The following is a 24,993-nucleotide window of genomic DNA, read 5'->3' as shown; positions in this document are numbered from 1 at the left end:
AGATAACAAAGCCCTGCACAGGAATGCAGGGCCGGATTCATTCATCAATATAGAGCGTATCTCAGCCTATGCCAGCTTGCACCACCTCATACGAGACAAGACCGCTCAGGAATGCGAAGCGCCTAAACCGCTTGAGCGCACCGCAAACCAGACGTCAATAACCCTTAGTCGGCACCGAGAAAAAGTTGGTATGCCAGATTTTGCGTTTCAATCCAGTAGGGATAAGCCAAACGGGCTAAGAATGCACTAAATTGCTCGTCGTCGGTCGATGGCACCTGAATCCCAACCAAAACTCGAGCATAGTCAGCACCATGATTCCGGTAATGAAATAGCGAAATATTCCAGTTATCACTCATGCCATTGAGAAAACTCAGTAAAGCGCCTGGGCGTTCTGGAAATTCAAATCGAATCAAACGCTCATTCACCGCTTGCGGCGCATGACCGCCCACCAAATGGCGGATATGCAATTTGGCCAATTCATTATCCGTTAAATCCACCGCAGCTAACTGATGCTCAGCCAATTTTTCGATTAAATCGACCACTTCTGAACGTTGCTGAATCGACAGCCCGACAAATACATGTGCTTCTGAATCTTTGGCATAGCGATAGTTAAACTCTGTGACATTACGTGCGCCAATCAAGCTACAGAAGGTACGGAAACTGCCTGGTTTTTCTGGCACCGTAACGACCATAATCGCTTCGCGCTGCTCGCCCATTTCGGCTTGCTCGGCGACATAGCGCAGACGATCAAAATTCATATTTGCGCCCGATGCAATGGCGACCAAAGTCTTCTCTTGCACATTTTCACGCGCTGCCCACGCTTTCATCCCCGCAATCGCCAGCGCACCTGCCGGTTCTAAAATCGAGCGATTATCTTCAAACACGTCTTTAATTGCCGCGCACATCGCATCGGTGTCGACCAAAATCACGTCATCGACAAACTCTTGCGACAAGCGGAAAGTTTCTTCGCCGACTTGTTTCACGGCCACGCCATCAGCAAAAATACCGACTTGCGGCAAGGTGATGCGCTCGCCCAATTTCAGCGATAAATACATCGCGTTAGCATCGGTTGGCTCAACACCGATGACTTTAACTTCGGGGCGCAAACGTTTGATATACGCGGCCATTCCAGCCAATAAACCACCGCCACCGACAGGAATAAATACCGCATGAATCGGATCTGGGTGCTGGCGCAAAATTTCCATCGCCACCGTGCCCTGCCCGGCAATCACATCGGGATCATCATAAGGATGCACAAAGGTTGCGCCCGACTCAGCAACCAGCTTCATCGCGTGCTCGTAACAATCTGAATACGAATCGCCAATCAGCACGACTTCAGCGCCACGCCGCGTCACTGCATCGACTTTAATTCGCGGCGCAGTGGCTGGCATCACAATCGTGGCACGGCATTTCAAATGCTGCGCCGCCATCGCTACACCTTGTGCGTGATTACCGGCTGACGCGGCAATGACACCGCGCTCTAAATCAGCGCGGGAGAGTTGCACCATTTTGTTATACGCGCCCCGAATCTTGAACGAAAACACCGGTTGCATATCTTCGCGCTTGAAATAAACGGCATTGCCAATACGGCGAGACAAATTAGGCGCATGCTCTAAGGGCGATTCAATCGCCACGTCATACACTCGGGCGGATAATGTTCGTTCAAGATAATCTATATTCATTCGCAGAGACCTTTGATTAATCACATGAATCAGCCTCACAGCTCAAGCATGCTTCAACAGACGACAAAAAGGGCGATTCAAACAGCAATCGCCCATTCTAACCGTAAAAGTGCCTGTTAACGCGTGGATTACGCCTCGCAATCTCGATAAGCCAAACGAATTTCTTCTATTTTTGGCAGGCAGCGAAAAAACGCATCCACCACCTCGGGATCAAAATGAATGCCAGATCCTGCCTGTATGGTTTCCAGTACGCGCTCGCGTGACCACGGCGGTTTATAGCAGCGTGAATGCGCCAGCGCATCATACACATCAGCCAAAGCAATAATCCGCCCTGCGATATGGATTTCTTCGCCTTTTAATTTGCGCGGATAACCGCTGCCATCCCATTTTTCGTGATGCTGATGCGCGATAATCGCCGCCATTTTTAAGATCCGTGGCTTGGATTCTTTGAGCATGTCATAACCCAGCTGCGCGTGCGTATCCATGACCGCACGCTCTTGCGCATCTAAAACACCCGGCTTATTGAGCACCAGATCAGGAATGCCAACCTTGCCAATATCATGCAGCGGGCTGGCGGTGCGGATAATTTCAGCGTCTTCTTCACTCAAACCTAATTCCAATGCTAAAACATGTGAGAACTCTGCCATGCGATGAATGTGCTTGCCGGTGTCTTTAGAGCGGTTTTCGATCACTTCGGACAACTGATAAATAATGCTGCGCTGCGTATCTTCGATCTCTTTATTGAGCATCAGATTTTCGTAGGCAATCGCGACATTTTTGCAGAATAAATCAATTAAATCGGCATCAGGATGCGAGAGTTCGACCGGGCCATCAATAATTAACAAGTTAAGCGCACCGTGCGGCGCTTGAAAAAAACCAACAAAATGATCGGGCGCAAAGACGCTTTGCCGTTTTTCTAAGGCCTCATCAATCGATGGCCGTAAACGCGTTAAATCCGCTTCGGCCAGCGACTGCCCGCAATACGCCTGATAGCCGCCCGTGGCATACATGACTTTTAAATTATCACTATCACTGAGCGCCGCGATGCCACCACTGACCACCACATACAATGCGTCTTGTTCAAAAAACAGTAAAGACTGCAATTGCTCTAACACGCCTTGGGCAAATTTCTGCACGGATTGTTGCTTGAAAATCGTCGTCGACGCATCAACGACTTTAATCAATCCACGCCGATTAGCCTCCAACTGGCGACGTTGATGCTCGATCAACATAATGTCGTTATACGAGCGCAAAGTGCCCAAGACGGCGGTATACAATTTATCGCGCGTTAGCTCAGTTTTGGCTTTGTAATCGTTGATATCGTAGTTTTCAATGACATGCCGTTCTGGCGCCACGCCGGGCTGGCCGGTACGCAAAATAATCCGGATGTGATGATTATGCAGTTTTTCGCGAATATCCCGCGCGACATTCAGCCCAGCGTCTTCCGATTCCATGACCACATCGAGCAGCACCAGCGCAATATCATCACGCGTTGCGAGCAAATCCAGCGCTTCAGCACCCGAATAGCAAGACAAAATATTCAATGGCCGTTTCAAGAAATCAATATTGGATAGCGCCAATTTGGTCACATGATGAATATCGGGCTCATCATCCACCACCAACACATTCCATGGCTCAAGGTGGACACTAGCCTGCGCATCCGTGTCGTCTTCAAGCCAGTTATCATCATCAATCATTGCGCCCCCTTATTAAAACCATTCATGCGGCGTATCAATCCTCAATCGCCCCATCATTTGGCGTTTTCTTATGTCGCCTCTGCGCCTATCAATAGCAAACCAAGCACATAAGTACTTGTGCAAAAGTTTTATGGCAAGGCGGGCAAGCCCAAGGCAGTACAGTTCGTACGACAAGGCGAGACAACGATGCAAAAAAAATTTTGCTTTACTACTTAGCCAGACGCAGTGTGCTATGTATCAGCCTAGTCAAAAATTTTAAAATTGCACCCAGCAATTGACGGCTCTTATAACGGCCAAATTCACATCCAGCCTGGCTTGATCTTTAAAAAAGTCGCCCTTGCCCCGATGTGAGAATAAACCGCATTGACAGGATAGAAGCAATGACCCAAATGACTCCGCAAGAAATCGTCCACGAACTCGACAAGCACATTGTCGGCCAAGCTGCGGCCAAAAAAGCCGTCGCGATTGCGCTGCGTAATCGCTGGCGACGTCAGCAAGTGGCTGAACCACTGCGTAGCGAAATCACACCCAAAAACATCCTGATGATAGGCCCTACCGGCGTCGGTAAAACCGAAATCGCGCGCCGTTTAGCCAAGCTGTCTGATGCGCCGTTTATTAAAGTGGAAGCAACTAAATTCACCGAAGTCGGCTATGTCGGCAAAGACGTCGACAGCATTATTCGCGACTTGATGGAAATTGCGATCAAACAAATCCGCGATAGCGCAATCAGCAAAAATCGTGTCAAAGCTGAAGACGCCGCCGAAAATCGCGTGCTCGATGTGTTGCTGCCACCTGCGACGCCCAGCTATGGCGCGGTCAATAACGATGACAGCCTGAACGATACGCGGCAGAAATTCCGCAAAATGCTGCGCGAAGGCAAGTTCGACGATAAAGAAATCGAGATCGAAGTCGCCGCAGCCGCGCCAACAATGGAAGTATTTGCGCCGCCGGGCATGGAAGATTTTTCCAGCCAAATTCAAAATATGTTTAAAGGCGCAATGGGCGACAAGAAAAAATCGCAAAAGCTCAAAGTGCCTGAGGCACTGAAAGCCTTAATCGATGAAGAAGCCGCCAAGCTCGTCAACGACGACGATACCAAAGCCGAAGCGCTGCGTATGGTCGAGCAAAATGGCATTGTGTTTATCGATGAAATCGATAAAGTAACCACGCGCTCAGAAGGCCAAGGTGGCGAAGTATCGCGCCAAGGTGTGCAGCGCGATTTGCTGCCGCTGGTTGAAGGCACGACGGTGACGACTAAATACGGCATGGTCAAAACCGACCATATTCTATTTATCGCCAGCGGCGCGTTTCATTTGGCCAAACCATCGGATTTGATTCCCGAACTGCAAGGCCGCTTTCCGATTCGGGTTGAGCTGAAATCGCTGACCGTCGAGGATTTTGCCAGTATTCTGACGGGCACCGATGCTTGCCTGTCCAAGCAATATCAAGCTTTGTTGGCAACTGAAGATGTTGAATTGATTTACACCGAAGATGGAATTAAACGCTTGGCTGAAATGGCGTGGCATGTAAACGAATCGACTGAGAACATCGGCGCGCGCCGTTTGTATACGGTGATGGAACGCTTGCTAGAAGAAATTTCGTTTGAAGCCAAACGCGGCACGGTGACGATTGATGCTGAATTTGTTAGCAGCAAACTCGCCAGCGTGGCAACAAATCATGATTTAGCGCGGTTTATGCTTTAAGTAAACAACAAGGGTATTGCCATGCAGCCATTTATAAACAATGGCTACATCGCAATACCCATTAAACATTAAAAACTCACCGCCAAACCGACCCCAAAACCAGATACACCAGGCCCAAACATATAGCGACCCACTAAGCGAGTTCGCGTCACGATGACCGAATACGCGCTGGAATCCAATTCCAAACCGACACCCACAGTCGATAAATAATCAAAGCCGAGTACACCCGCTTGATCGCCAAAATAATGTGAATGCGATGCTTCCAGCACATAGCGCACTGGGCGTTGCAATAGCGTCATCCCCGTTGGCGCACGATAACGTGTCCAGATATTGGCTGTTTGCGAATCAGCGCTACCGGAAACAATGTCGCTCGATTTAAAGGTTTCTAAATGCATCGCCGAAAAACGCAGCTCCACATCGACTTCATACTCTGGTTTGACTAGCTCGTAATCAAACATCAAAGCGCCGCCCAAGCCATAAGCGTTCATTGAGCCATTTTTAAAAAAATCAAAATCGGTCTGGGCTTTCTGATTCACCCACCAATTAGCGGCACGCAAATCACTCACCACTTTACCGAGTGAAAAATCAAAAATCGGCCGCACGACCCAATTTTCGCTCAATGGAAAATCCCAGCCGATGCCGCCAGTTCCGGTGATCGTCGTCCATTTCAATGGAATATCGCGAGTTTCTGTGCCGTTAGTCGCGACAAAAGTCGGGTCAAAACGGCTATAGGCAATTGCGCCCTCTAGGTACAAAGGCGTTGTTTCACTAATCACATCCCCGCCGCCTAATTGCGACATCACTAAATTCTTTTCATCGCTATTCGAGTTTTGAATCGTCAGATTGCTCGACGCCAAATCCAAAATCACCGAATACGACATCAAGGCCAACACCGCATCAGCCTGACGTTTTACGCTCCCTCGATCTTTCAAATGAAAATCAGGTTTTTCTAGCGCCTGCGCTGGCGTTAACAGCAGGAGCAATAGCACACCAGAAAGCCATTTCATTTGCAACATCGCACGTACCCAAGACAAAAAAACGTAGGATAACATCAAGCGAATCGCCCCCTTCAGTCGACACTCTTCCACGAACAAATACCCAACACCCACTCGCCCTCTTCATTCACACCGTCAGGATTTGACCTTCGTCAAAAACACAGCATTGTGTGCTGCAAACTTAGAATAAACACCATATATTGTGTTTAGTCGTACTCAGCAACACATATAAAGCCTAAACATTGAATCAAAACGCAGAATGTTGCTCGGCAGTATATTGATCCAGCACAAGTAAAGTCTAGGGCTCGGCGCTATACCCAATGCCACTTGGGGCGAGCGCAATCAGCTCGCCCATTTTTTTCACTGCACATCGATTGCAGAGCCATGAGCAACACAATCTGAATAACCTATTCATCAACAAAACGCAGTCAGCACGCCGCTGACCCAAGGATAAATCCAAGATGCTCAAAGTGATTAAACGCGACGGCGCTAAAGCCGCTTTTGAGGCCAGCAAAATTTATGATGCCTGCCGCCGCGCCGCCACGGCTGCCAAATACGCCGAACCTGAGCTTCTGGCCGAGCAAATCACAACCTACGTTGAAAATGAATGTCGCAGGCTCAATGAAGCCGACCTTTTCAATAAAACACCTTCATTGCTTGATATTCCGACGATTCAACAGCTGGTTGAAAATGCATTGATGCACGATTACCCCGAAGTCGCGCGTACATATATACAGTATCGATTCGAGCGCGATCGCATCCGCGCGCAAGGCTCTGAGCTGCACGCTAAGTTAATGGGTTTAGTGAACAAAACCGATATTGATGCCACCACTGAAAACGCCAATAAAGATGCCAACGTGTTCCCCGTCATGCGCGATTTAATGGCGGGGATAGTCTCCAAACAATTTGCCAGTACCTTTTTACCCAAAGACATTCTCGAAGCACACAACAGCGGCGATATTCATTTTCATGACTTGGATTACTCGCCTTTTCTGCCCTTTACTAATTGCTGCTTGGTCGATCTAAAAGGCATGCTGCGTGACGGTTTTCGATTAGGCAATGCCAAAATCGAAAGCCCAAAATCGGTCGGCGTCGCTTGCGCCGTTACAGCGCAAATCATCGCGCAAGTCGCCAGCCATCAATACGGCGGAACGACGATTCCGAATATCGATCAAACCCTCGCGCCGTATGTGCTCAAATCGTATGAAAAAAATCTCGCCGTCGCGCATGAATACGGCATCGCCGAGCCAGAACGCTACGCCAAAGAGCGTACCGAAAAAGAAGCCTACGACGGCATTCAAGCCTGCGAATACGAAATCAACACGCTATTTAGCTCGAATGGCCAACAGCCCTTTGTGACGTTTTCGTTTGGTATGGGCACCAGTTGGGCAGAGCGCATCATTCAACAATCCATCTTGCGCGTGCGGATTAAAGGCCTGGGAAAAGAAGGCACTACGCCCGTGTTCCCCAAACTGGTGTTCTTTATCGATGAAGGCATCAATCTTAAGCCTGCCGACCCCAATTACGACATCAAACAGCTAGCGCTGGAATGCACATCCAAACGCATGTATCCGGATATTATTTCGGCCAAACTCAATCGGCAGATTACCGGCTCTAGCGTTCCCGTATCGCCAATGGGCTGCCGCAGCTTTCTACCCGCGTGGCGTGATGAAAACGGTATCGAACAACTTGATGGCCGGAATAACCTCGGCGTAGTCAGCCTAAACCTGCCTCGCATCGCGATTGAAGCCAAGGGCGATCAAGCTCACTTTGCTGAAATATTGCAAGAACGGCTGCAAGTCTGCTTTCGGGCGCTACATTTACGGATTCAACGCTTAGAAGGCGTTAAAGCCAATGTCGCGCCTATCTTATATATGGAAGGTGCATTCGGCATTCGGCTGCAAGCCACAGACGACATCATCAATATTTTCAAAAACGGCCGCGCATCAATTTCTTTAGGCTTTATTGGGCTGCACGAAGTCAGCACGCTGATGTTTGGTGCACACCCAGAGCAAAGCGCGACCGCACGCGAATTTTTGCATGGCGTGATTCAAACGATGAGTGAAGCGACGAAACGCTGGAAAGCCGAAACGGGATTTGGCTATTCACTGTATTCCACACCGAGCGAATCGCTGTGCCATCGTTTTTGCAAATTGGATCAACAACGATTTAGGACCATCCCCGAAGTTGCCGAAGTGATCGCAAAGGGTTACTACACCAACTCCTTCCATCTGGATGTGCAGCACAAGGTCAATCCATTTGAAAAAATCGATTTCGAAACCGGTTACGCCGAACTCGCCACGGGCGGACACATTACGTACGTCGAATTACCCAATATGAAGCACAATTTATTAGCGCTTGAGCGCATTTGGGACTATGCCGTCGAAAAAGTGCCGTATTTCGGCAGTAATACGCCTGTTGACGCGTGTGGGCAATGTGGCTTTATGGGCGAAACGCTGGCGACCCTTGAGGGATTCACCTGCCCCGACTGCGGCAATACCGACAGCGCCACGCTATCGGTCACCCGCCGCGTCTGCGGCTATCTCGGCAGCCCCAATGCGCGCCCATTTAATGCGGGAAAACAAAAAGAAGTGATGCGCCGAGTTAAACACTATGCGCAAGTCCAAAAAAACTACGGGTATAAGGCTGCAGAACTTATCAAAAAAGAGCTACAAGCCAATACCCAAGAATCCTATGTAAGCGTATGAATTTTGATCGCTATTACACCCACGATTTAGTGAATGGCGAAGGCATCCGAGTGACGCTTTTCGTCATGGGGTGCCTCCACGCCTGCGCAGGCTGCTACAACGAATCGACGTGGGATAGGAAATCAGGCTTACCTTTTACGGCACAAGCTCAACAAGAATTGTTAGACGCCTGCGAAAATCACGACGGCCTCAGTCTCTCCGGCGGCGACCCCCTCCACCCCGCCAACCGCGACGCCATCCTCGAACTCTGCAAAGCCTTCAAACAACGTTATCCAGACAAGAATATTTGGCTGTGGACGGGGTATGTCTATGAGGAAATCGCTGAGCTAGAAATACTAGAATATGTTGATGTGATTATTGATGGAAAGTACGAGCAAGACCAGCCAACTAGCCTGCCTTGGCGCGGTTCTAGGAATCAACGACTGATGCCCCTCCTACAGATTAGTTCACTTTAAATAGAGTACGTATCGAAACCTATACCTTGAAATTTTAGTAAATGCACTGAGTTAAAAATATAAAATAACCCAGCAAGACAACCCCAGATCACCGAGCCAACAATAATCAACGTAGCAACTGACGATTTACGTCACATTTCCGCATGAATTAGGCATTACTAATACTCCAACTACGCCGCACCTCTACATCACCCTCAATCAGCCGCTAATCAGCTCTTTTCTTGATCCGTCGTTCAAAATCAAGCAAATCAACACGATACTTTGACTTCAAGGTAGCGCAATAAACAGTTGGCATTAAATCTGCTAACTATAATATCTAGCTAAACCCAACTCAGTGAGCACATCATGAAAATCAATGGATTCACCCTGATCGAATTGATGATTGTCGTTGCCATTATTGGGATTTTGGCGAGTATTGCAGTACCACAATATGCACAATTCACAAAGCAAGCGGAAGACAAAGCGGCTCTAAGTGATGCACGTAATTTTTTAACCGCTGCTAGTACAGACACACAAAGCAATTAATTGGCACAGTTTATGCTTTATCAACACTAAGTGGACTACCCACCCTTTTCAACAAGGAACAAGATCATGAAAAAAATGCAAAAAGGCTTTACTTTGATCGAACTAATGATCGTCGTTGCGATTATTGGTATCTTAGCTGCGATCGCAATTCCTCAATTTAGTGAATACACTAAAAAAGGCGAAGACAAAGCAGCTCAATCTGATGGCCGTAATTTCTTAAGCAACGCTGTGGCTAACGGCACTGTAAACTAAGGGGAATACCATGAAAAAATCCGACCTACTCTTAGCGATTGCAGCAGCAACCGTTGCTACATCCGCATCAGCAATTACCGTTTGCACTGGCGCGACCACACCGCAACAAGTGGCCGTAGCCACAGGCGCTTTTATCCAGCAAGGATTTAATATGAATTGCTCGAAAAACGTAAAACTAGATTACGCAGACACAAGTTCAACAGTAATTACTGTTACAAAAGCATGCTCTACTAAAGGTAAAACTTTATATTCAGGTTCAAGCGATGGCGGCTCATTAACTGGCGCAGCTGGCACTTGCTAAGCACAAAATAAAAAAAAGCCTCACACTTGTGAGGCTTTTTTTTATGTAAAACTTTAACTCCCCCATAGAAAAATATTGTTAAAATATAGTTATTTGATTGTCAATATAAAACCACTTCATAAGTTTTATAATCAAAAAAGCATCAATCCATTACACAACGGAAACATTGCATGTTTACAGGATTTATTAGTCATTTTTGCACAACATGGAAATCTGGTTGGCGTAGCAGAGCATTTATCGCCGTAAGTATTATCGGCCTCGGGCTTATCGCTTGCGCTTGGCTCGCCGCAGCGTTTTCAGCAAGACAACCTCAAGCAGTGGCACTGGATGTAGGATTATCGGCGATAAGAATTTCATTGACACTATTAAGCCTATCTTGGATACAAGAATTAGTTGGTCGAGAAATTGAAAAACGCACCGTTTTTTTTGTATTAGCATACCCACAATCAAGAAAGGTATACGTTTTAGGGCGTTATTTCGGCATTATGAGCATGTTAGGTGTCGCTCTTATTTTTCTAGCCATAGTATTAGTACTTGTAGTTAAAGCAGCCAATTGGGGCTACATTGTTCCTCACCAACTGCAGTTAGGGTGGCCTCTGATTTGGACCTTATTGGGTATTTTATTAGATCTATCAGTTGTAACAGCCGTAGCAATGTCAATTGCACTGATTTCCACTTCTGCAATCATGCCACTGCTTTGCGGAATTGGCTTTGCGCTTTCAGCAAGAATGATGGGACCAATTCTGACCTACCTTTCTCAAGGTGCAGATGGAGATACAGAACTAGCCAATAACTTCACCCCAATTATCAATAAAATTGCATGGTTAATTCCCGACTTAGATCGCCTCGATATTCGCTCATGGCCTTTATATGGAATCAAACCGGATTTTTCAATTTTTTTGGCATCCAATCTTTCAATTACAAGCTACACAATAGTAATCTTAGCAATTGGTGTTTTTGCGTTTAATAAAAGAGAGTTTTCATAAATGCAACTAGTATTTAAAAATTCAGTTGTTGTTTTAATCTTAATTGCCCTAGTAATAGTCCATTACACAACAAGTAAATACAATTTAAATAAACCAAGACAAGCAACACGTGACTATATGAGTATCTATCTGCCAGTTCCTGCACAGCTAATTAATGCTCTAGGCGATAGATATTTAGCTGCAAATATTAATGTCATACGAACATTTATGGTGGGAACGGATAAATTACCAGCTGAAACACTAGCAGTACAGGCGCAACTCCAGAAAGATGCTGCGTTCTACAATCCTGCACATGAAGACAATTACTATGTAGCCGCAGCAACACTCCCTTGGAACAATCACCTAACTGAAGCACAATACATTCTAAACGCAGCAAAAAACAGCCGTCCAAACGACCCAATGCCTGCATTTTTCTACGCCTTTAATCAACTACATTTTGAATCCGCACCAATAAAAGCAGCAAATACCCTTAGAGATTCAGCCAAATTAATGCAAGATGAAAAGAATAAAACCTCGATGGAGGCACTAGCGGCTCGATGGTATGGAATGGGTGATAAAGCTGAAGCAGCAAAAATTTTAAGATTAATGGCTCAAGAAACTAGAAATAAAGCATTCTCGGCCTATTTGAAAAAACGTGCTACGCGTATGGATATACTGTCAATGCTAAATAAAGCCAAGCTAAAATGGGAAGAAAAAAATAATGGTCAAAGACTAAGTCATTTAAAACAGCTTACTGATTCTGGCACTACAATACCTACAGACCCTCTAGGCGGGCTATTTATTCTAAGTCCCAATGGACAAATAATTTCACAAGAAGCAAAAACACAATAATTTTTTCCAGCTCATTTTGCAGTGTACCCATATGACTCGATACGCAATTAATCTTGAATCCGTCAGCAAGAAATTTCGAAAAAGGCTAAATAATAAAATACAAGCATTAACAGATGTATCCCTGAAGATAACTGAAGGAGAAGCCTTTGGCTTTATTGGGGCCAATGGTGCTGGAAAAAGTACAACAATCAAAATCATTACAGGAGCACTGCGCGCAGATAGCGGAGTTGTGCAAATTTTCGGATGCGATGCAAGTAATTCAGATGCACGAAAGAAAATGGGCTACGTGCCAGAAAGTCCATACCTTTATGATTATTTAACGCCCTTTGAAATTTTACAGATGGGCGTTAAAGCACATAAATCAATTTTACCTCAACAAATAAAAACTCACTGTATTAAATGGTTAGAGCGATTTGAAATCGCGCATGTAGCAAACAAAACAATTCGTGGTTTCTCTAAAGGCATGATGCAAAGGACTGCACTAGCTCATGCAATGGCAATTGAGCCTAGATTACTAATTTTAGATGAGCCGTTGTCTGGCTTAGACCCCATAGGCAGGCAGCTAGTGGTTGACTGCCTGTCTGAATATAAAAAACAAGGTGGGAGTATCTTTTTTAGCTCGCATGTACTACACGACGTAGAGCGATTGGCTGATCGGTTTGCATTAATTCATCAAGGCCAGATAAAAAAAATTGGATCCACCTCAGAATCAAGTAATACTTATACCATTACCTATATTGATCACAAGCAACTAGACAACTCTGAAAATGAAAATAAAATCACATGTACACATGAAAATTTATGGCACCAACTAGACACAATAAGAAAGCATGGCAACACTCTTATTGACATCCACTCTAGAAAAAATCTTGAAGAACAATTTATTGAAGCTGCCAGAAATGAATAAAATTAAATACATTACCATTAACCATGATTTCATTAAGAACATAATCGACCTAGCAAAAAATAAAAATGAAATCCTACTGAGCGACTTAACGGATACAAGTACCCATGACTGGCTTTGGTTTATACCCGAAAACTACCAACCCCAAATTGAGTCAGCCTCTATCGCCATAGAGCAAGCAACTGAAAATAATTATTTAGCCATAAAAGGAACCACTGCATCCTGCGAAAATTACTTGGTTCAATTAACCCCTTTCGTTCGGGACCTCACTTTACTCAGTAGTTGTATGTTTAGCTCAACCCTCGGAGAGCTTTGTATTTTCCAAAAAATATGGCACGGCATTGATACGCTTAGATTAGTTGTGCACGAATCCTTTGCCACCGAAAATATCAAGTTACTGGATTTTGTTTTTCCTTTGGCCCACAAAGCTATCGCCCCCAACCTGCCGAATCAATACTTCAGCATACCCGATGCAGTGGGAGCAGATTACGAAGAGCCTTATGAAGAGTTTTCTAAGGAAATCAGAAAAGGCATAGGCTTAGCGCATAAAAATCAGTACATCCAAACCGTATTACTCGCTACTGAAGCTCGTAAATTTACACGAGATAAAATACAACATCTAAAAGAAAAATACCTAACTGAAGAAGTTAGATTTTCGATAGCCTGCGTTGTACTACCAGGAAAAGAGCATCTATTATTAGAATCAATTAACAGTTTATGCTGTCAAACGCACAGTAACTGGAAATTTTTAATTATTGGATTTACCCCCTCCTCTATTCAGCCTCATAACAATATTAAATGGCATGAATTAACAGATGAAGAGGACAGTACCGATATAATTAATAACTTCCTCTTTGATACAGACGGCCTCAGTGCCATTATTGAGGCAGGAGATCAATTAGCCAACTACGGTTTAACAATCGTTGCTGCAGAACACTTACACGTAAACAAACCAGCATATTATTGCAATACAGTTTTTATTGATTCACATGCCAACATCAGCAAACCAACATTATTGCCTGAGTTTGATTCTGAATTATTACGCCGCATGGACTATTTCAGCGATGCATTTTGGTTTAACCCTAAAAAAGCAGATGGCATCAAATTAGATGCTAATTTAGCATCTTCAGCTTATTACAAATTCAAGCTTCAATTTACGATTGAACAAAATAATCCACCACACCGCATTGATGAAATTTTATACTTCCACCACACAGATGGAGGTCATAATATTTACCCTATTGAATTCTGCGAAGAAGAACAGTTAACAGTACTAAATGAGCATCTATCAAGATGCAAAATCCAAGCCAAAACATCAAAAAACATTAACACACTTGGTAATAAAATTTTTTATGGACCCTCCAGCCAGCCAAGTATATCAATACTAATCCCAACCAAAGATAATTTACCAGACTTGCATGACTGCTTAGACTCAATTCACAAATTAACTCTGTACAAAAACTATGAAATCATTATCATCGACAATGGAAGCACAAAAAAAGAAACAATTGATTTTCTTTACAACGACAATAAAGAATTTAAGTTCACCGTTCTCCAACACCCTGGCCCATTCAACTATTCAAAATTAATTAACACTGCAGCTCAACAAGCTAGCGGCGAAATCCTGATTCAGCTCAACAATGACACAGTAATTATTGATCCAAACTGGCTATCAACAATTGCAGGAGCATTAGAGCAACCCAATGTGGGCATCGTCGGTGTTCCACTACTCTTTGAAAATGGCACACTGCAACACGCCGGTGTAGGCGTAGGCCTTGGTGGTGTTGCCGGGCATTATTTTTATAAAGAAAAAGCGAAAGCGACCTATATGTTCTTTGGTTGCACTTCTCATGCCGTACCCGCTGTTACAGGTGCCTGCCTTGGCATACGAAAAAATTTATACCAGCAAGTAAATGGAATGGATGAAGAATTAACGACCTTTTATCAGGATATCGACTTGTGCATGAAGGTTGCAATGCACGGGCTTACTATTCAATACATTGCCGAAACGGCATTAATTCACAAAGAGTCAAAATCACTAAAATCTAAACATGAAAAAACAACATTAGATGCTAGAAAACCAGTATGGCATCACGAAAGTGACACATTTAAAGAGCGCTGGCTAACCAATCCCCTGATCTGGGCACGATACAGTCGACAAGCAACGCCTCATCACTATTGGGAACCAGACTTCAGAATCATTTCAAATACAAATGTAATAGATATTGCCCCCTTAGATACAATTCTGACCATGACTAATGATCATGGCGCTGTAGCTGCATATCGAACGGAAGAACCGTTAAAAGCACTGAAAACTAATAATGACATACAAGGTATAAGCCTTATGTCATTAAAAGGCTTTGGCTTAATTGATATATCTGCAGTTAATCCAAGCACCATTATTTTACAGCGCCCCGTATTCGAAAAAGTAACGCGACAAATTGTCCAATACAATAATTTGACTCTTAATTGCAAACTAGGAATTGAACTTGACGACCTGATTCATGAAGTCCCAGCGTCTAATCCAATACATCAGGATCCTTCATTCGCACAAAGTATCGACCTCACCAATTACACCTTAAAAAACGCTGATTTTTTAGTAACAACTACCGATTTCCTTGCAAATTATTACTCTGACTTCATAAAGGATATTCGCATAGTCAACAATTTCATTGATGCTACACGTTGGGGTGGATTAAGAAACATTGCAAATAATAGTGCTAAATTAAGAGTGTGCTGGGCAGGTGGTAGCTCACATCGGGATGATATCCTAAGTATAAAGTCTGTTATCCAAAAAACAGCACATATAGTTGATTGGATTTTCTTTGGGATGTGCCCATCTGAAATTCGTCCTTTTGTAAAAGAAATCATTCCCGGTGTTGGCTTTGATGCCTATCCCGCTCGACTCGCATCGTTAAATATTGATTTGGCCATAGCACCACTAGAAAACAATATTTTCAATCGAGGAAAGTCACACCTAAAGATCATTGAATTTGGCTTTCTAGGCATTCCGGTGCTGTGCAGCAATATTGATCCGTACTTTGGTGACTTCCCTGTAATTCGAGTAAATAACCAAGACGAATGGATTGAAGCGATCAACTGGCTCAACAATGATCGAACAACTCTAATAAACATGGCTGCGGCACTAAAACAAAAGATTGATGATCGCTGGATTTTACAAAGAAACATAGCCGAATGGAAAAAAGCTTGGCTAAATTAAGGATGAGAATCTCATGAATCGAAAAGAAATAATTTTAAAGCACGTAATTAAAAATGGACGCGGTATTGAAGTTGGTTCTAGCCACAATCCCATCGCACCAAAGAAAGCAGGATATAACGTACAAATTATCGATCATCTTGATAAAAGCAGTCTTATTGATAAATACAAAGATCACGGTGTAAACATTGCCAACATAGAAGATGTCGACTTCATCTGGAACGGAGAAAGCTACAGTGATTTAACTGGGCGAACGAATTTTTACGACTGGATTATTGCATCCCACGTCATAGAACACACGACAGATTTGATTGGTTTTCTAAATGATTGCTCTAACTTACTAAATGAAAATGGAATTTTATCATTGGCAATCCCTGATAAAAGATATTGCTTCGACCACTTTCGCCCCGTTTCTGGTTTATCTAGAATCATTGACAATCATTTAAATAATCAAAAGATACATTCTGCGGGAGCAGTTATCGAATATTTTTTAAATGCCACATCGAAAGATGGTAAAATTGCATGGAATTCAAGTACAACAGTTAATCCACAGTTTAGTTGTGTGCACAACTTAGATGATGCTAAACAAGCATTAAATAACATCATTAATAATCAGCAATTTTACGACATTCATGAATGGTGTTTTACACCAACTCACACCTTATTAATTTTACAAGACCTATTAAATCTTGAACTTATCAACCTTCACATTATTGAGCACACCCCAACAATAGGACATGAATTTTTTATCACTCTATCAAAAATAAAAACTACCCCACAAGTAGAAAGGCACAATCTTTTGAAGCAATGTAAGAAAGAAGCCTGGTCTTTCTAAAAGATAACACCTTGTTAAGCATAACAATAAAGAAAATATCAAAAAAACCCTTAATCACCAAAAATCAATTAAAAATAGCAACCAACACCAAGTATCAATTAAATCGCTAAATTTAAAATCAACAGTTTACCTATATAGGAAAACATCAATGATTCGACTTGTATTTATTTTTCTTATTTTCTACACCTGCCCCACCCTCGCCGCCCGCATCCTGCCCGAAGGTGCATATACGCAGCTGGATTCATACTCGCAGCCAACGATACGCCTGGACGGGAAGGACTATCAGACTTCGGCGGCATTTCAGATTCGGGATACTCAGAATCGTTTGATTCCACCACAGCAAGTACCTAAAGATGTGCCGATTTGGGTTCAGGTTGAGCCAAGCAGACAAGATTTGATCTGGCGGGCGTGGATTTTGTCGCCTGAGGAAGTGGCTTATCTCAAGTCGATTGGCCGGATCAAAGAGCCAAGGACTAGTTTCTTTGGTTTAGAGTGTTTATTTGTTCAATGCTAAGCGCTGAACAAGCTCGCAGCTAGTTTCATAGTCTCGTAGCGATGCGTACTCAGTAATCGATTTGCAATTTGCGCACAGAGACTCCTCCTTGCACGCTGTTTAGTTCAGCTGTCGATAAACGCAGCGTGCAAGAGAGTGCCGGGGGCAACCTAATTCTTAATCACAGCATGGCTAGTTGGGCTCTATTTGCTCACTCCAAAAGTAAGTCATCCTTCGGCAAGGTATCATTTTTTTGAGCCAACATTGCTCATATCACCGCGCTAAATTCGCGCCCCTCGTTTCGACCTAAGCACCAAAAACAGCTCACTTCGCAGCAAGCCTCTGTTTTTAGTAACAAATCCTCACTCGATCAGCGCCGCTCCTATGGCAATTTGCGTTAAAATCCAGCTCAATAATTTAATGTCTACCATCCGCACGATACAACGCAACGCCGCTCTTCATCGTCTTTCATGGGTATACCTACCAATGCATTACTAATTATTGCGGCCAAGCATATACATCCAGTTTTTTGAAAAGAAGTTACGCAATGAGCAAAAAAGTATTTATTAAAACCTTCGGCTGCCAAATGAACGAATACGATTCGGACAAAATGGCCGATGTGTTGCACGCCTCCGAAGGCCTGGTCAAAACTGACAACGTCGAAGAAGCCGACGTGATTTTGTTTAACACCTGTAGCGTGCGCGAAAAAGCGCAAGAAAAAGTGTTCTCGGATTTAGGCCGCGTGCGTGAACTCAAACTCGCCAATCCCAATATCGTCATCGGCGTTGGCGGCTGTGTCGCGTCGCAAGAAGGCGATGCGATTGTGAAACGCGCGCCGTATGTTGACGTCGTATTTGGCCCGCAAACTTTGCATCGCTTGCCAGAGTTGATCGCAAAACGCCGCGCTTCTGGCCTCAGCCAAGTGGATATTTCCTTCCCTGAAATCGAAAAATTCGACCACCTACCGCCTGCTCGCGTTGAAGGCGGCGCTGCGTATGTGTCGATTATGGAAGGCTGTTCGAAATATTGCAGTTTCTGCGTCGTGCCATACACACGCGGCGAAGAAGTATCGCGTCCATTTGAAGACATCCTGACCGAAGTCGCGCATTTGGCGCAGCAAGGCGTCAAAGAGCTGCATTTACTCGGCCAAAACGTGAATGCCTATCGCGGTGTGATATTAGATGGCGACGATGAAGGCGAAATTGCCGATTTGGCGACGCTGCTTGAATACGTGCACGAAATCCCCGGCATCGAGCGCATCCGCTACACCACCAGCCACCCAAAAGAAATGACGGCACGGATTATCGACTGCTACCGCACGCTGCCAAAGCTGTGCTCGCAACTGCATTTGCCAGTGCAAGCGGGCTCAGATCGCGTGTTGGTGAATATGAAACGCGGCTACACGACCTTGGAATACAAGTCGGTGATTCGCAAATTGCGCGAAGCGCGCCCTGATTTGTGCTTCTCGAGTGACTTTATTGTCGGCTTCCCTGGCGAAACCGAAGAAGACTTCGAGCGCACGATGAAGCTGATCGAAGACGTCGGTTTTGACACCAGCTACAGCTTTGTTTACAGCCGTCGCCCTGGTACGCCAGCGTCGGATCTGCCGGATGATGTGCCAGAAGAAGTGAAACTGGCGCGCTTGCAACGCATGCAAAAACGTTTGGAACAGCAAGCCGAAGCGATTAATCTGGCGATGGTCGGCAGCGTACAGCGCGTGATGGTCGAACGCTTTGCGAAAAAAGACAAAACCGAACTAGCAGGCCGTACCGACAATAATCGCATCGTGAATTTCGTTGGCAATCCACGCTTAATGAATCAGTTTGTCGAAGTCCGCATAACTGAAGCCTTCCCGCGTAGTTTGCGTGGCGAAATCGTGACAGCTGAAATTGTAACGACAAGCTAATCGACCTGCACATCAGAACAAAGATCGCAGTGTTAAAGTCAATTAAACATGTATCTATCGAGCGATTTTTGTTTCTGAAGTCAGTTGTAACATTGAAATTCTTGCTGAGTATTGCCCCAATTAAATATTCGAGAGCCCGCCCTTGCACACTGAATCTATCAGCTTCACGCCCATCGATAACGTTCGCCTCGACAATCTGTGCGGGGCGCTGGATGATAATTTGAAGCAAATCGAAGTTGCGCTGGACGTCAGCATTAGTCGGCGCAATGAGGTTTTTAAAGTGTCTGGCGCGATCAAAGCGGCACGTAAAGCGCTCGATGCATTGGAAATCTTTTACGAAGACGCCGATCACCCGCTCGATATTGATACGGTGCAATTGGGTTTGATTGAGATTTTGCGCAGCCCGACTGAAGTCATTATTGACCCCACCGTGCCGCAGCTGCGCACCAAACGCGGCGATTTGCGCGGCCGCACTGCAGGGCAGAATACCTATATCAAAGCGATTGCCGAACATGACGTGACTTTTGGCATTGGCCCAGCAGGCACAGGCAAGACGTATCTGGCTGTAGCCAGCGCCATTGATGCGCTAGAGCGCGATACTGTGCAAAGACTGATCTTAGTTCGCCCTGCGGTCGAAGCAGGTGAAAAGCTCGGTTTCTTGCCCGGCGATTTGGTGCAAAAAGTCGATCCCTACCTGCGCCCACTATACGACGCGCTCTACGATTTAATGGGCGTGGAAAAAGTCACCAAGCTGTTTGAAAAACAAATCATCGAAATCGCGCCACTGGCGTTTATGCGTGGCCGCACTTTAAGCCATGCTTTTATCATTTTGGACGAAGCGCAAAATACGACGCCCGAACAAATGAAAATGTTTTTAACGCGAATTGGTTTTGGTAGCAAAGCGGTGATTACGGGCGATGCAACGCAAGTTGACTTGCCCAAGCATCAAAAATCTGGTCTCACCGACGCACAAGAAGTCTTGCAAGGCGTGCGCGGCATTGGTATTCATCATTTCACCGTTGCGGACGTGGTGCGCCATCCTTTAGTGCAAAAAATCGTCACCGCCTACGAAAAAACTGCCGCGCAGCGCGCCGCACAAGAAATCGCCCGCGATGCACAACGTCGCACCAGCAAGGATCTTTCTGCGTGAAATATACCCTTCTGTTGACCGCGCTGATGCTAAGCGGAATTTCAGTCAATGCCGTCGGCGATTACACCCGCTGCCGATGTTGAAGTGCAAAAACTACTGCGCTTTGTTGGTAAATCGGGTTGTACCTTTATTCGCAGCGGCAATAACTACACAGCAACCCAAGCACAAGAACATCTGACAATGAAATACGGTAAAGCGCGCGATAAAATTAACAGCACTGAAGATTTTATTAATGAAGTCGCCAGTAAAAGCTATATGAGCGGCAAAGCGTATCAAATCTTGTGCCCACAATCGGCACAACAGCCCGCCGGGACGTGGCTCAACGCCGAACTAAAACGCCTACGCAATAAGTAGGCAGACAAAAGTTCCCACGCTTCGTTGCTACGCCTCGCCGTACCACTTGTACTGTCTTCGGCTTTGCGCCTTGCGTGAAAACTTTTGTACTGTTACTTAGCAAATAAATCCGCAATAAGCCGCACCAACTTATGAGCACTATGCCCAATTCAATTCAAATTACGATCCAAAACGAAAGCCGCGCCAGCCCGATTCCACGTAAAAGCTTAATTAAAAAATGGGTGCGTGCTGCGTTGTCCCAGCAAATCCAAAGCGCCGAAATCACGTTGCGCTTTGTCGACGCTGAGGAAGGCCAAACCCTCAATCGGGATTATCGGCAAAAAGATTATGCAACCAATGTGCTGACCTTCACTTTTGATGATGAGTTGCCGCAAGTGGCGAATACGCCTTTATTTGGCGATTTGGTCTTGTGCGGCTCGGTCATTGAGCGCGAAGCGTTTGAGCAGAAAAAGCCGCTACTGGCGCATTATTGCCACATGATTGTGCACGGCACGCTGCATTTGCAGGGATTCGATCACATCGATGAAGCCGAAGCCGAGGCGATGGAACTGCTCGAAACACAAATTGTCACGAAGCTGGGTTATGATGACCCTTACCAAGCTGAACGCGAATAAACCAATTCAGCACAGCGGATCACGAAAGACACGAAAATAAATCCAAGCTCCTTATTTTGGTTTTGCTGTTCACTTCGTGCTTTTCGTGATCCACTTTTCAACGCCTCTGGCGTACATATCAAGGAGCAACACGCATTATGGACGACGTTCCGTCCCCGAGTCATAAGCCTAGCCTACTAGAAAGACTGACTCATTTCCTGTTACGGGAGCCGGAAAACCGCGGCGAACTGGTTGAAATTCTTCACTCTGCTTTTGAGCGCCAACTGCTCGACGCCGACGCGCTCGGTATGATCGAAGGCGTGCTCAATGTAGGCGATATGCAAGTGCGCGATGTGATGGTGCCGCGCTCGCAAATGGATGTCATCGACATCAACGACTCCCCCGCCGAATTTATCCCCTTTGTCATTGAAACCGCTCACTCGCGCTTTCCGGTTGTCGACGGTAGCAAAGATCATGTGCTGGGCGTGCTGCTCGCGAAAGATTTGCTGCGCTATTACGCCGAAGACGCCGAATTTAATGTCCGCGACAAGCTCCGCCCCGCGATCTACATCCCCGAAGCCAAACGCCTGAATGTGCTGCTAAAAGACTTTCGCAATAATCGTAACCATATGGCGATTGTTGTCGATGAATACGGCGGCGTGGCCGGTTTGGTGACGATTGAAGACGTGATGGAACAAATCGTCGGCGATATCGAAGACGAATACGACGAAGATGAAGACGAAGACAATATGGTGCAAGATCGCCGTGGCGCTTGGCGCGTCAAAGGCGTGACTGAAATCACCGATTTGAACGAAACCATCGGCAGCCGCTTTCCTACCGACGAATTCGACACGATTGCTGGCGTGATGATGGATTGCTTTGGTCATGTACCAAAACGCGGCGAAAGCGTTGATTGCCATGGCTATCGTTGCCTGATCCTACGCGCCGACAGCCGCCGCGTGCATTCGATTTTGCTCGAAAAAACCACCGATGCACACGACGCTTAAGGGCGGATCACGAAAGGCACGAACAAGGCCGAAAAGCCCCACACAATGGGTGAGCCTGACTGAGGATACTGCTCACGTCCCGATTTTTAAACGGTCGTCATTCCCGCGCGCCTTTGGCGGGAATCCAGCAGCGCGGCTGGATTCCCGATAAAATCATTCGGGAATGACGAACTCTATTTCGGGATTTATTTCGAGCTATGTCCTTATCCATTTTTGTTCGTGCCTTTCGTGTCTTTCGTGGACTACTGGTTTTGATCCCCCTCACCAGCCACTCATTTCTTTTAGAATCCTGAATGCTCAAAAATCGCTATGTCCAACTTACCATCCAATTTCTGAGCGGTGCAGCCGCCGTTGCCGCTTTTGCGCCACTGTCGCAAGCATGGCTGATGCTGATTTCGCTGTGGGTTCTATTTTACGGCTGGCAACAAGCTGGCTCAGCACAACGCGCCTTGCTACCTAGTTTTGCCTGGGGGCTGGGGTATTTCGCTGCCAACGCCGGCTGGATTTACATCAGCTTACATACCCATGGCAATATGCCTGCGCCGTTTGCTGGCGCGGCCGTTTTATTATTCGCCACCTACTTGGCGCTGTTTCCGATGCTGGCGGCTTGGCTGACTTGGCGACTGCCCTGCCCGAGCAAATGGCGCTTTACCTTGCTCGCGCCAACGCTATTTATTTTGACTGAATGGCTACGCGGCTGGCTGTTTACCGGATTCCCTTGGGCATCGATCGGCAGCTCTCAGATTGATTGGCTTGGTGGCCTATACCCTCTTATTGGCAGCTATGGCGTAGGCTGGCTGTTGACACTGTGTGTGAGCGTTTTTTTAGTCGACAAGCGCTTTGCGCTCGGCCTAGTCATCGCCGTACTCAGTACCAGCAGTTTGCTCAGCCAGATTGCATGGACTCAGCCGATTGGCGAGCCAGTCAAGGTCAGTATTTTACAAGGCAATATCCAGCAAAGCATGAAGTGGAATGACGCGTTTTACATGCAAAGTCTGGAAAATTACTTAAAGCTCACGCTGCAAGCCAAAGGCCAGCTGATTTTGCTACCAGAGACAGCGATCCCGTCTTTCTTCAAAGACATTCCCGCTTGGTATATCGAAGAATTACGCACGACCGCCGCAGCCAAATCGGCAACGCTCTTGCTCGGCGTTGCCACGCAAGGCGAAAACCCGCAGCATTATTACAACTCGGTGATTAACCTCGCCGAACCGCAGCGCAATGCCTATGCCAAATCGCATTTAGTGCCTTTTGGCGAATATATTCCGCTACCGTGGCTGTTTGGCGGCATTTACAAAATACTCGATATGCCACTCAGCGGCTTTCAGCGCGCACCATTAACCCAAGTCCCGTTTGATATTGCTGGCGGTAAAATCGCGGCGAATGTTTGCTACGAAGATGTGTTTGGCGATGAAATTCGCATCAATGCCGCCAATGCGACCTTGCTAGCCAACTTCACCAATATGGCGTGGTTTGATGGCTCTTGGGCGGCGGAGCAACACGCGCAAATGGCGCGCGCCCGCGCACTCGAAAATGGCCGCTACTTGATCCGCGCCACCAACACCGGCAAAACCGCGATCATTAATCCAAAAGGACAATTTGTCAGCAGTTTACCGGCAGAAACAATGGGCATTTTGGAAGGCGAAGTACGGCATATGCAAGGCACAACGCCGTATCAATGGGCTGGCGACAAACCGGTGATTGGCTTTTTAATTGGATTGCTCTTGCTGGCAGCATGGCAACAGCGCCGTCAAGATTAAAAACCTCACCAACGATAACATCATGGGTATATCAAGCTAAGCACTTCATTACAAAACCTAGAAGCATATACCCACTCAATCCTCATTCTGTCCCGGCTTAGCATGTTTGGATGGCACGCCCTTCGCAGAAAACACTAAACGAGTTTTAGCTAAGCGATCATAGAGAAACTGCCGATCGCGATCAAACAGCGCCCACAGCAAAGGTAAAACAAATAAAGCGACAGCAACCCAGAGCAGCGGCTGATATTCGGCTTGCTTGCGCGCCAACAAATACACTGGCAACAGCGGTACATAGCACAGGCTGGCCACGCTAAAACGGATCAAAACGGCTTTACGCGTCACATTGCTGCCGTCTTGCATCAACAAACGACTGCGCCAAGTTTTCATCGCCAGCGTTTGCCCACCTTGCGTCCAGCACCAGCCAAAATACAGTAGCGTGATCAGCATCAGATACACGAAATTGAGTACGCCTATCCACGGGTAATCAGTCAGTTGCGTTACTTTCAGGCCAGAAACCAGCTGAAAGATTCCTTGAAAAATCCCTTCGGCAATCAGCAACAAAGCGGTTAACAATAAAATTTCATACAAAAAAGACACCACGCGGCGTACAAGACCGGCGGTTGGCAGAATATCGCTCAT

General features: G+C 45.9%; 21 protein-coding genes and 1 pseudogene. 18 read left to right on the top strand and 4 right to left on the bottom strand.

Annotated features, from left to right (window positions below; translation table 11 throughout):
• Window positions 1-164: 164 nt before the first annotated feature.
• Complete coding sequence (gene ilvA / locus Q320_RS0106710; protein ID WP_027468367.1) at window positions 165-1,682, bottom strand: threonine ammonia-lyase, biosynthetic; 1,518 nt, start codon at window positions 1,680-1,682, stop codon at window positions 165-167.
• 128 nt (window positions 1,683-1,810) lie between these two features.
• Complete coding sequence (locus Q320_RS0106705; RefSeq protein ID WP_027468366.1) at window positions 1,811-3,379, bottom strand: response regulator; 1,569 nt, start codon at window positions 3,377-3,379, stop codon at window positions 1,811-1,813.
• Between the two features lie 380 nt (window positions 3,380-3,759).
• On the opposite strand from Q320_RS0106705, the gene hslU reads away from it, so the two are divergent.
• Window positions 3,760-5,082, top strand: a complete 1,323-nt coding sequence (gene hslU / locus Q320_RS0106700) for an ATP-dependent protease ATPase subunit HslU (RefSeq protein ID WP_027468365.1) — start codon at window positions 3,760-3,762, stop codon at window positions 5,080-5,082.
• Between the two features lie 68 nt (window positions 5,083-5,150).
• Here the strand turns inward: hslU and Q320_RS0106695 are convergent, their stop codons facing one another.
• On the bottom strand, window positions 5,151-6,134 hold the full coding sequence (locus tag Q320_RS0106695; protein ID WP_035852868.1) for a hypothetical protein: 984 nt from the start codon (window positions 6,132-6,134) through the stop codon (window positions 5,151-5,153).
• Window positions 6,135-6,538: 404 nt separating this feature from the next.
• On the opposite strand from Q320_RS0106695, the gene nrdD reads away from it, so the two are divergent.
• The 17 genes and pseudogenes from nrdD (at window position 6,539) to lnt (ending at window position 24,354) form a co-directional block, all read left to right on the top strand.
• Complete coding sequence (nrdD, locus tag Q320_RS18825; RefSeq protein WP_084282431.1) at window positions 6,539-8,785, top strand: anaerobic ribonucleoside-triphosphate reductase; 2,247 nt, start codon at window positions 6,539-6,541, stop codon at window positions 8,783-8,785.
• Window positions 8,782-9,240, top strand: coding sequence for an anaerobic ribonucleoside-triphosphate reductase activating protein (nrdG, locus tag Q320_RS0106685; RefSeq protein ID WP_027468363.1), 459 nt, complete (start codon window positions 8,782-8,784; stop codon window positions 9,238-9,240). The genes nrdD and nrdG overlap by 4 nt, the downstream gene beginning before the upstream one ends.
• 345 nt (window positions 9,241-9,585) lie before the next feature.
• Window positions 9,586-9,765: a type IV pilin protein gene (locus tag Q320_RS22110; protein WP_156939006.1), complete on the top strand. Its 180-nt coding sequence runs from the start codon at window positions 9,586-9,588 to the stop codon at window positions 9,763-9,765.
• A gap of 66 nt (window positions 9,766-9,831) precedes the next feature.
• A pseudogene (locus Q320_RS22300) lies at window positions 9,832-9,942 on the top strand (prepilin-type N-terminal cleavage/methylation domain-containing protein); the annotation flags it as partial.
• An 85-nt stretch (window positions 9,943-10,027) separates the two neighbouring features.
• On the top strand, window positions 10,028-10,318 hold the full coding sequence (locus Q320_RS0106670; protein ID WP_027468361.1) for a hypothetical protein: 291 nt from the start codon (window positions 10,028-10,030) through the stop codon (window positions 10,316-10,318).
• A gap of 170 nt (window positions 10,319-10,488) precedes the next feature.
• A complete protein-coding gene (locus Q320_RS0106665; RefSeq protein WP_027468360.1) occupies window positions 10,489-11,304 on the top strand; it encodes an ABC transporter permease in 816 nt (271 codons plus the stop codon).
• A complete protein-coding gene (locus tag Q320_RS0106660) occupies window positions 11,305-12,135 on the top strand; it encodes a hypothetical protein (RefSeq protein WP_027468359.1) in 831 nt (276 codons plus the stop codon).
• A gap of 31 nt (window positions 12,136-12,166) precedes the next feature.
• Window positions 12,167-13,042, top strand: coding sequence for an ABC transporter ATP-binding protein (locus Q320_RS18815; protein ID WP_051534539.1), 876 nt, complete (start codon window positions 12,167-12,169; stop codon window positions 13,040-13,042).
• Window positions 13,035-16,259 carry a glycosyltransferase gene (locus tag Q320_RS0106650; RefSeq protein WP_027468358.1) on the top strand — a complete coding sequence of 1,075 codons (3,225 nt, stop codon included), beginning with the start codon at window positions 13,035-13,037 and terminating at the stop codon, window positions 16,257-16,259. The genes Q320_RS18815 and Q320_RS0106650 overlap by 8 nt, the downstream gene beginning before the upstream one ends.
• Window positions 16,260-16,272: 13 nt before the next feature.
• Entirely contained in the window at window positions 16,273-17,091 is an 819-nt protein-coding gene (locus tag Q320_RS20675) for a class I SAM-dependent methyltransferase (protein ID WP_027468357.1), read from the top strand.
• A 148-nt stretch (window positions 17,092-17,239) separates the two neighbouring features.
• Complete coding sequence (locus tag Q320_RS0106640) at window positions 17,240-17,605, top strand: hypothetical protein (protein WP_027468356.1); 366 nt, start codon at window positions 17,240-17,242, stop codon at window positions 17,603-17,605.
• 526 nt (window positions 17,606-18,131) lie between these two features.
• A complete protein-coding gene (gene miaB / locus Q320_RS0106635; RefSeq protein WP_027468355.1) occupies window positions 18,132-19,490 on the top strand; it encodes a tRNA (N6-isopentenyl adenosine(37)-C2)-methylthiotransferase MiaB in 1,359 nt (452 codons plus the stop codon).
• A 142-nt stretch (window positions 19,491-19,632) separates the two neighbouring features.
• Complete coding sequence (locus Q320_RS0106630) at window positions 19,633-20,640, top strand: PhoH family protein (RefSeq protein WP_027468354.1); 1,008 nt, start codon at window positions 19,633-19,635, stop codon at window positions 20,638-20,640.
• Between the two features lie 48 nt (window positions 20,641-20,688).
• Window positions 20,689-20,994 (top strand): DUF5329 family protein, encoded by a 306-nt coding sequence (locus Q320_RS18805; protein ID WP_051534538.1) that lies wholly within the window; start codon window positions 20,689-20,691, stop codon window positions 20,992-20,994.
• Between the two features lie 140 nt (window positions 20,995-21,134).
• A complete protein-coding gene (ybeY, locus tag Q320_RS0106620) occupies window positions 21,135-21,608 on the top strand; it encodes an rRNA maturation RNase YbeY (RefSeq protein WP_051534537.1) in 474 nt (157 codons plus the stop codon).
• 137 nt (window positions 21,609-21,745) lie between these two features.
• Complete coding sequence (locus Q320_RS0106615) at window positions 21,746-22,594, top strand: CorC family transporter (protein ID WP_035852851.1); 849 nt, start codon at window positions 21,746-21,748, stop codon at window positions 22,592-22,594.
• Window positions 22,595-22,887: 293 nt separating this feature from the next.
• Window positions 22,888-24,354 (top strand): apolipoprotein N-acyltransferase, encoded by a 1,467-nt coding sequence (gene lnt, locus Q320_RS0106610; protein ID WP_027468351.1) that lies wholly within the window; start codon window positions 22,888-22,890, stop codon window positions 24,352-24,354.
• Window positions 24,355-24,429: 75 nt separating this feature from the next.
• On the opposite strand, the gene Q320_RS18800 is transcribed toward lnt, so the two are convergent.
• Window positions 24,430-24,993, bottom strand: a complete 564-nt coding sequence (locus tag Q320_RS18800; RefSeq protein WP_051534536.1) for an RDD family protein — start codon at window positions 24,991-24,993, stop codon at window positions 24,430-24,432.

This window comes from Deefgea rivuli DSM 18356, from assembly GCF_000620145.1.
Lineage (GTDB): Bacteria > Pseudomonadota > Gammaproteobacteria > Burkholderiales > Chitinibacteraceae > Deefgea > Deefgea rivuli.
The sequence above is the reverse complement of the archived record's forward strand: the minus strand, read 5'-3'. Positions and strand labels throughout refer to the sequence as shown.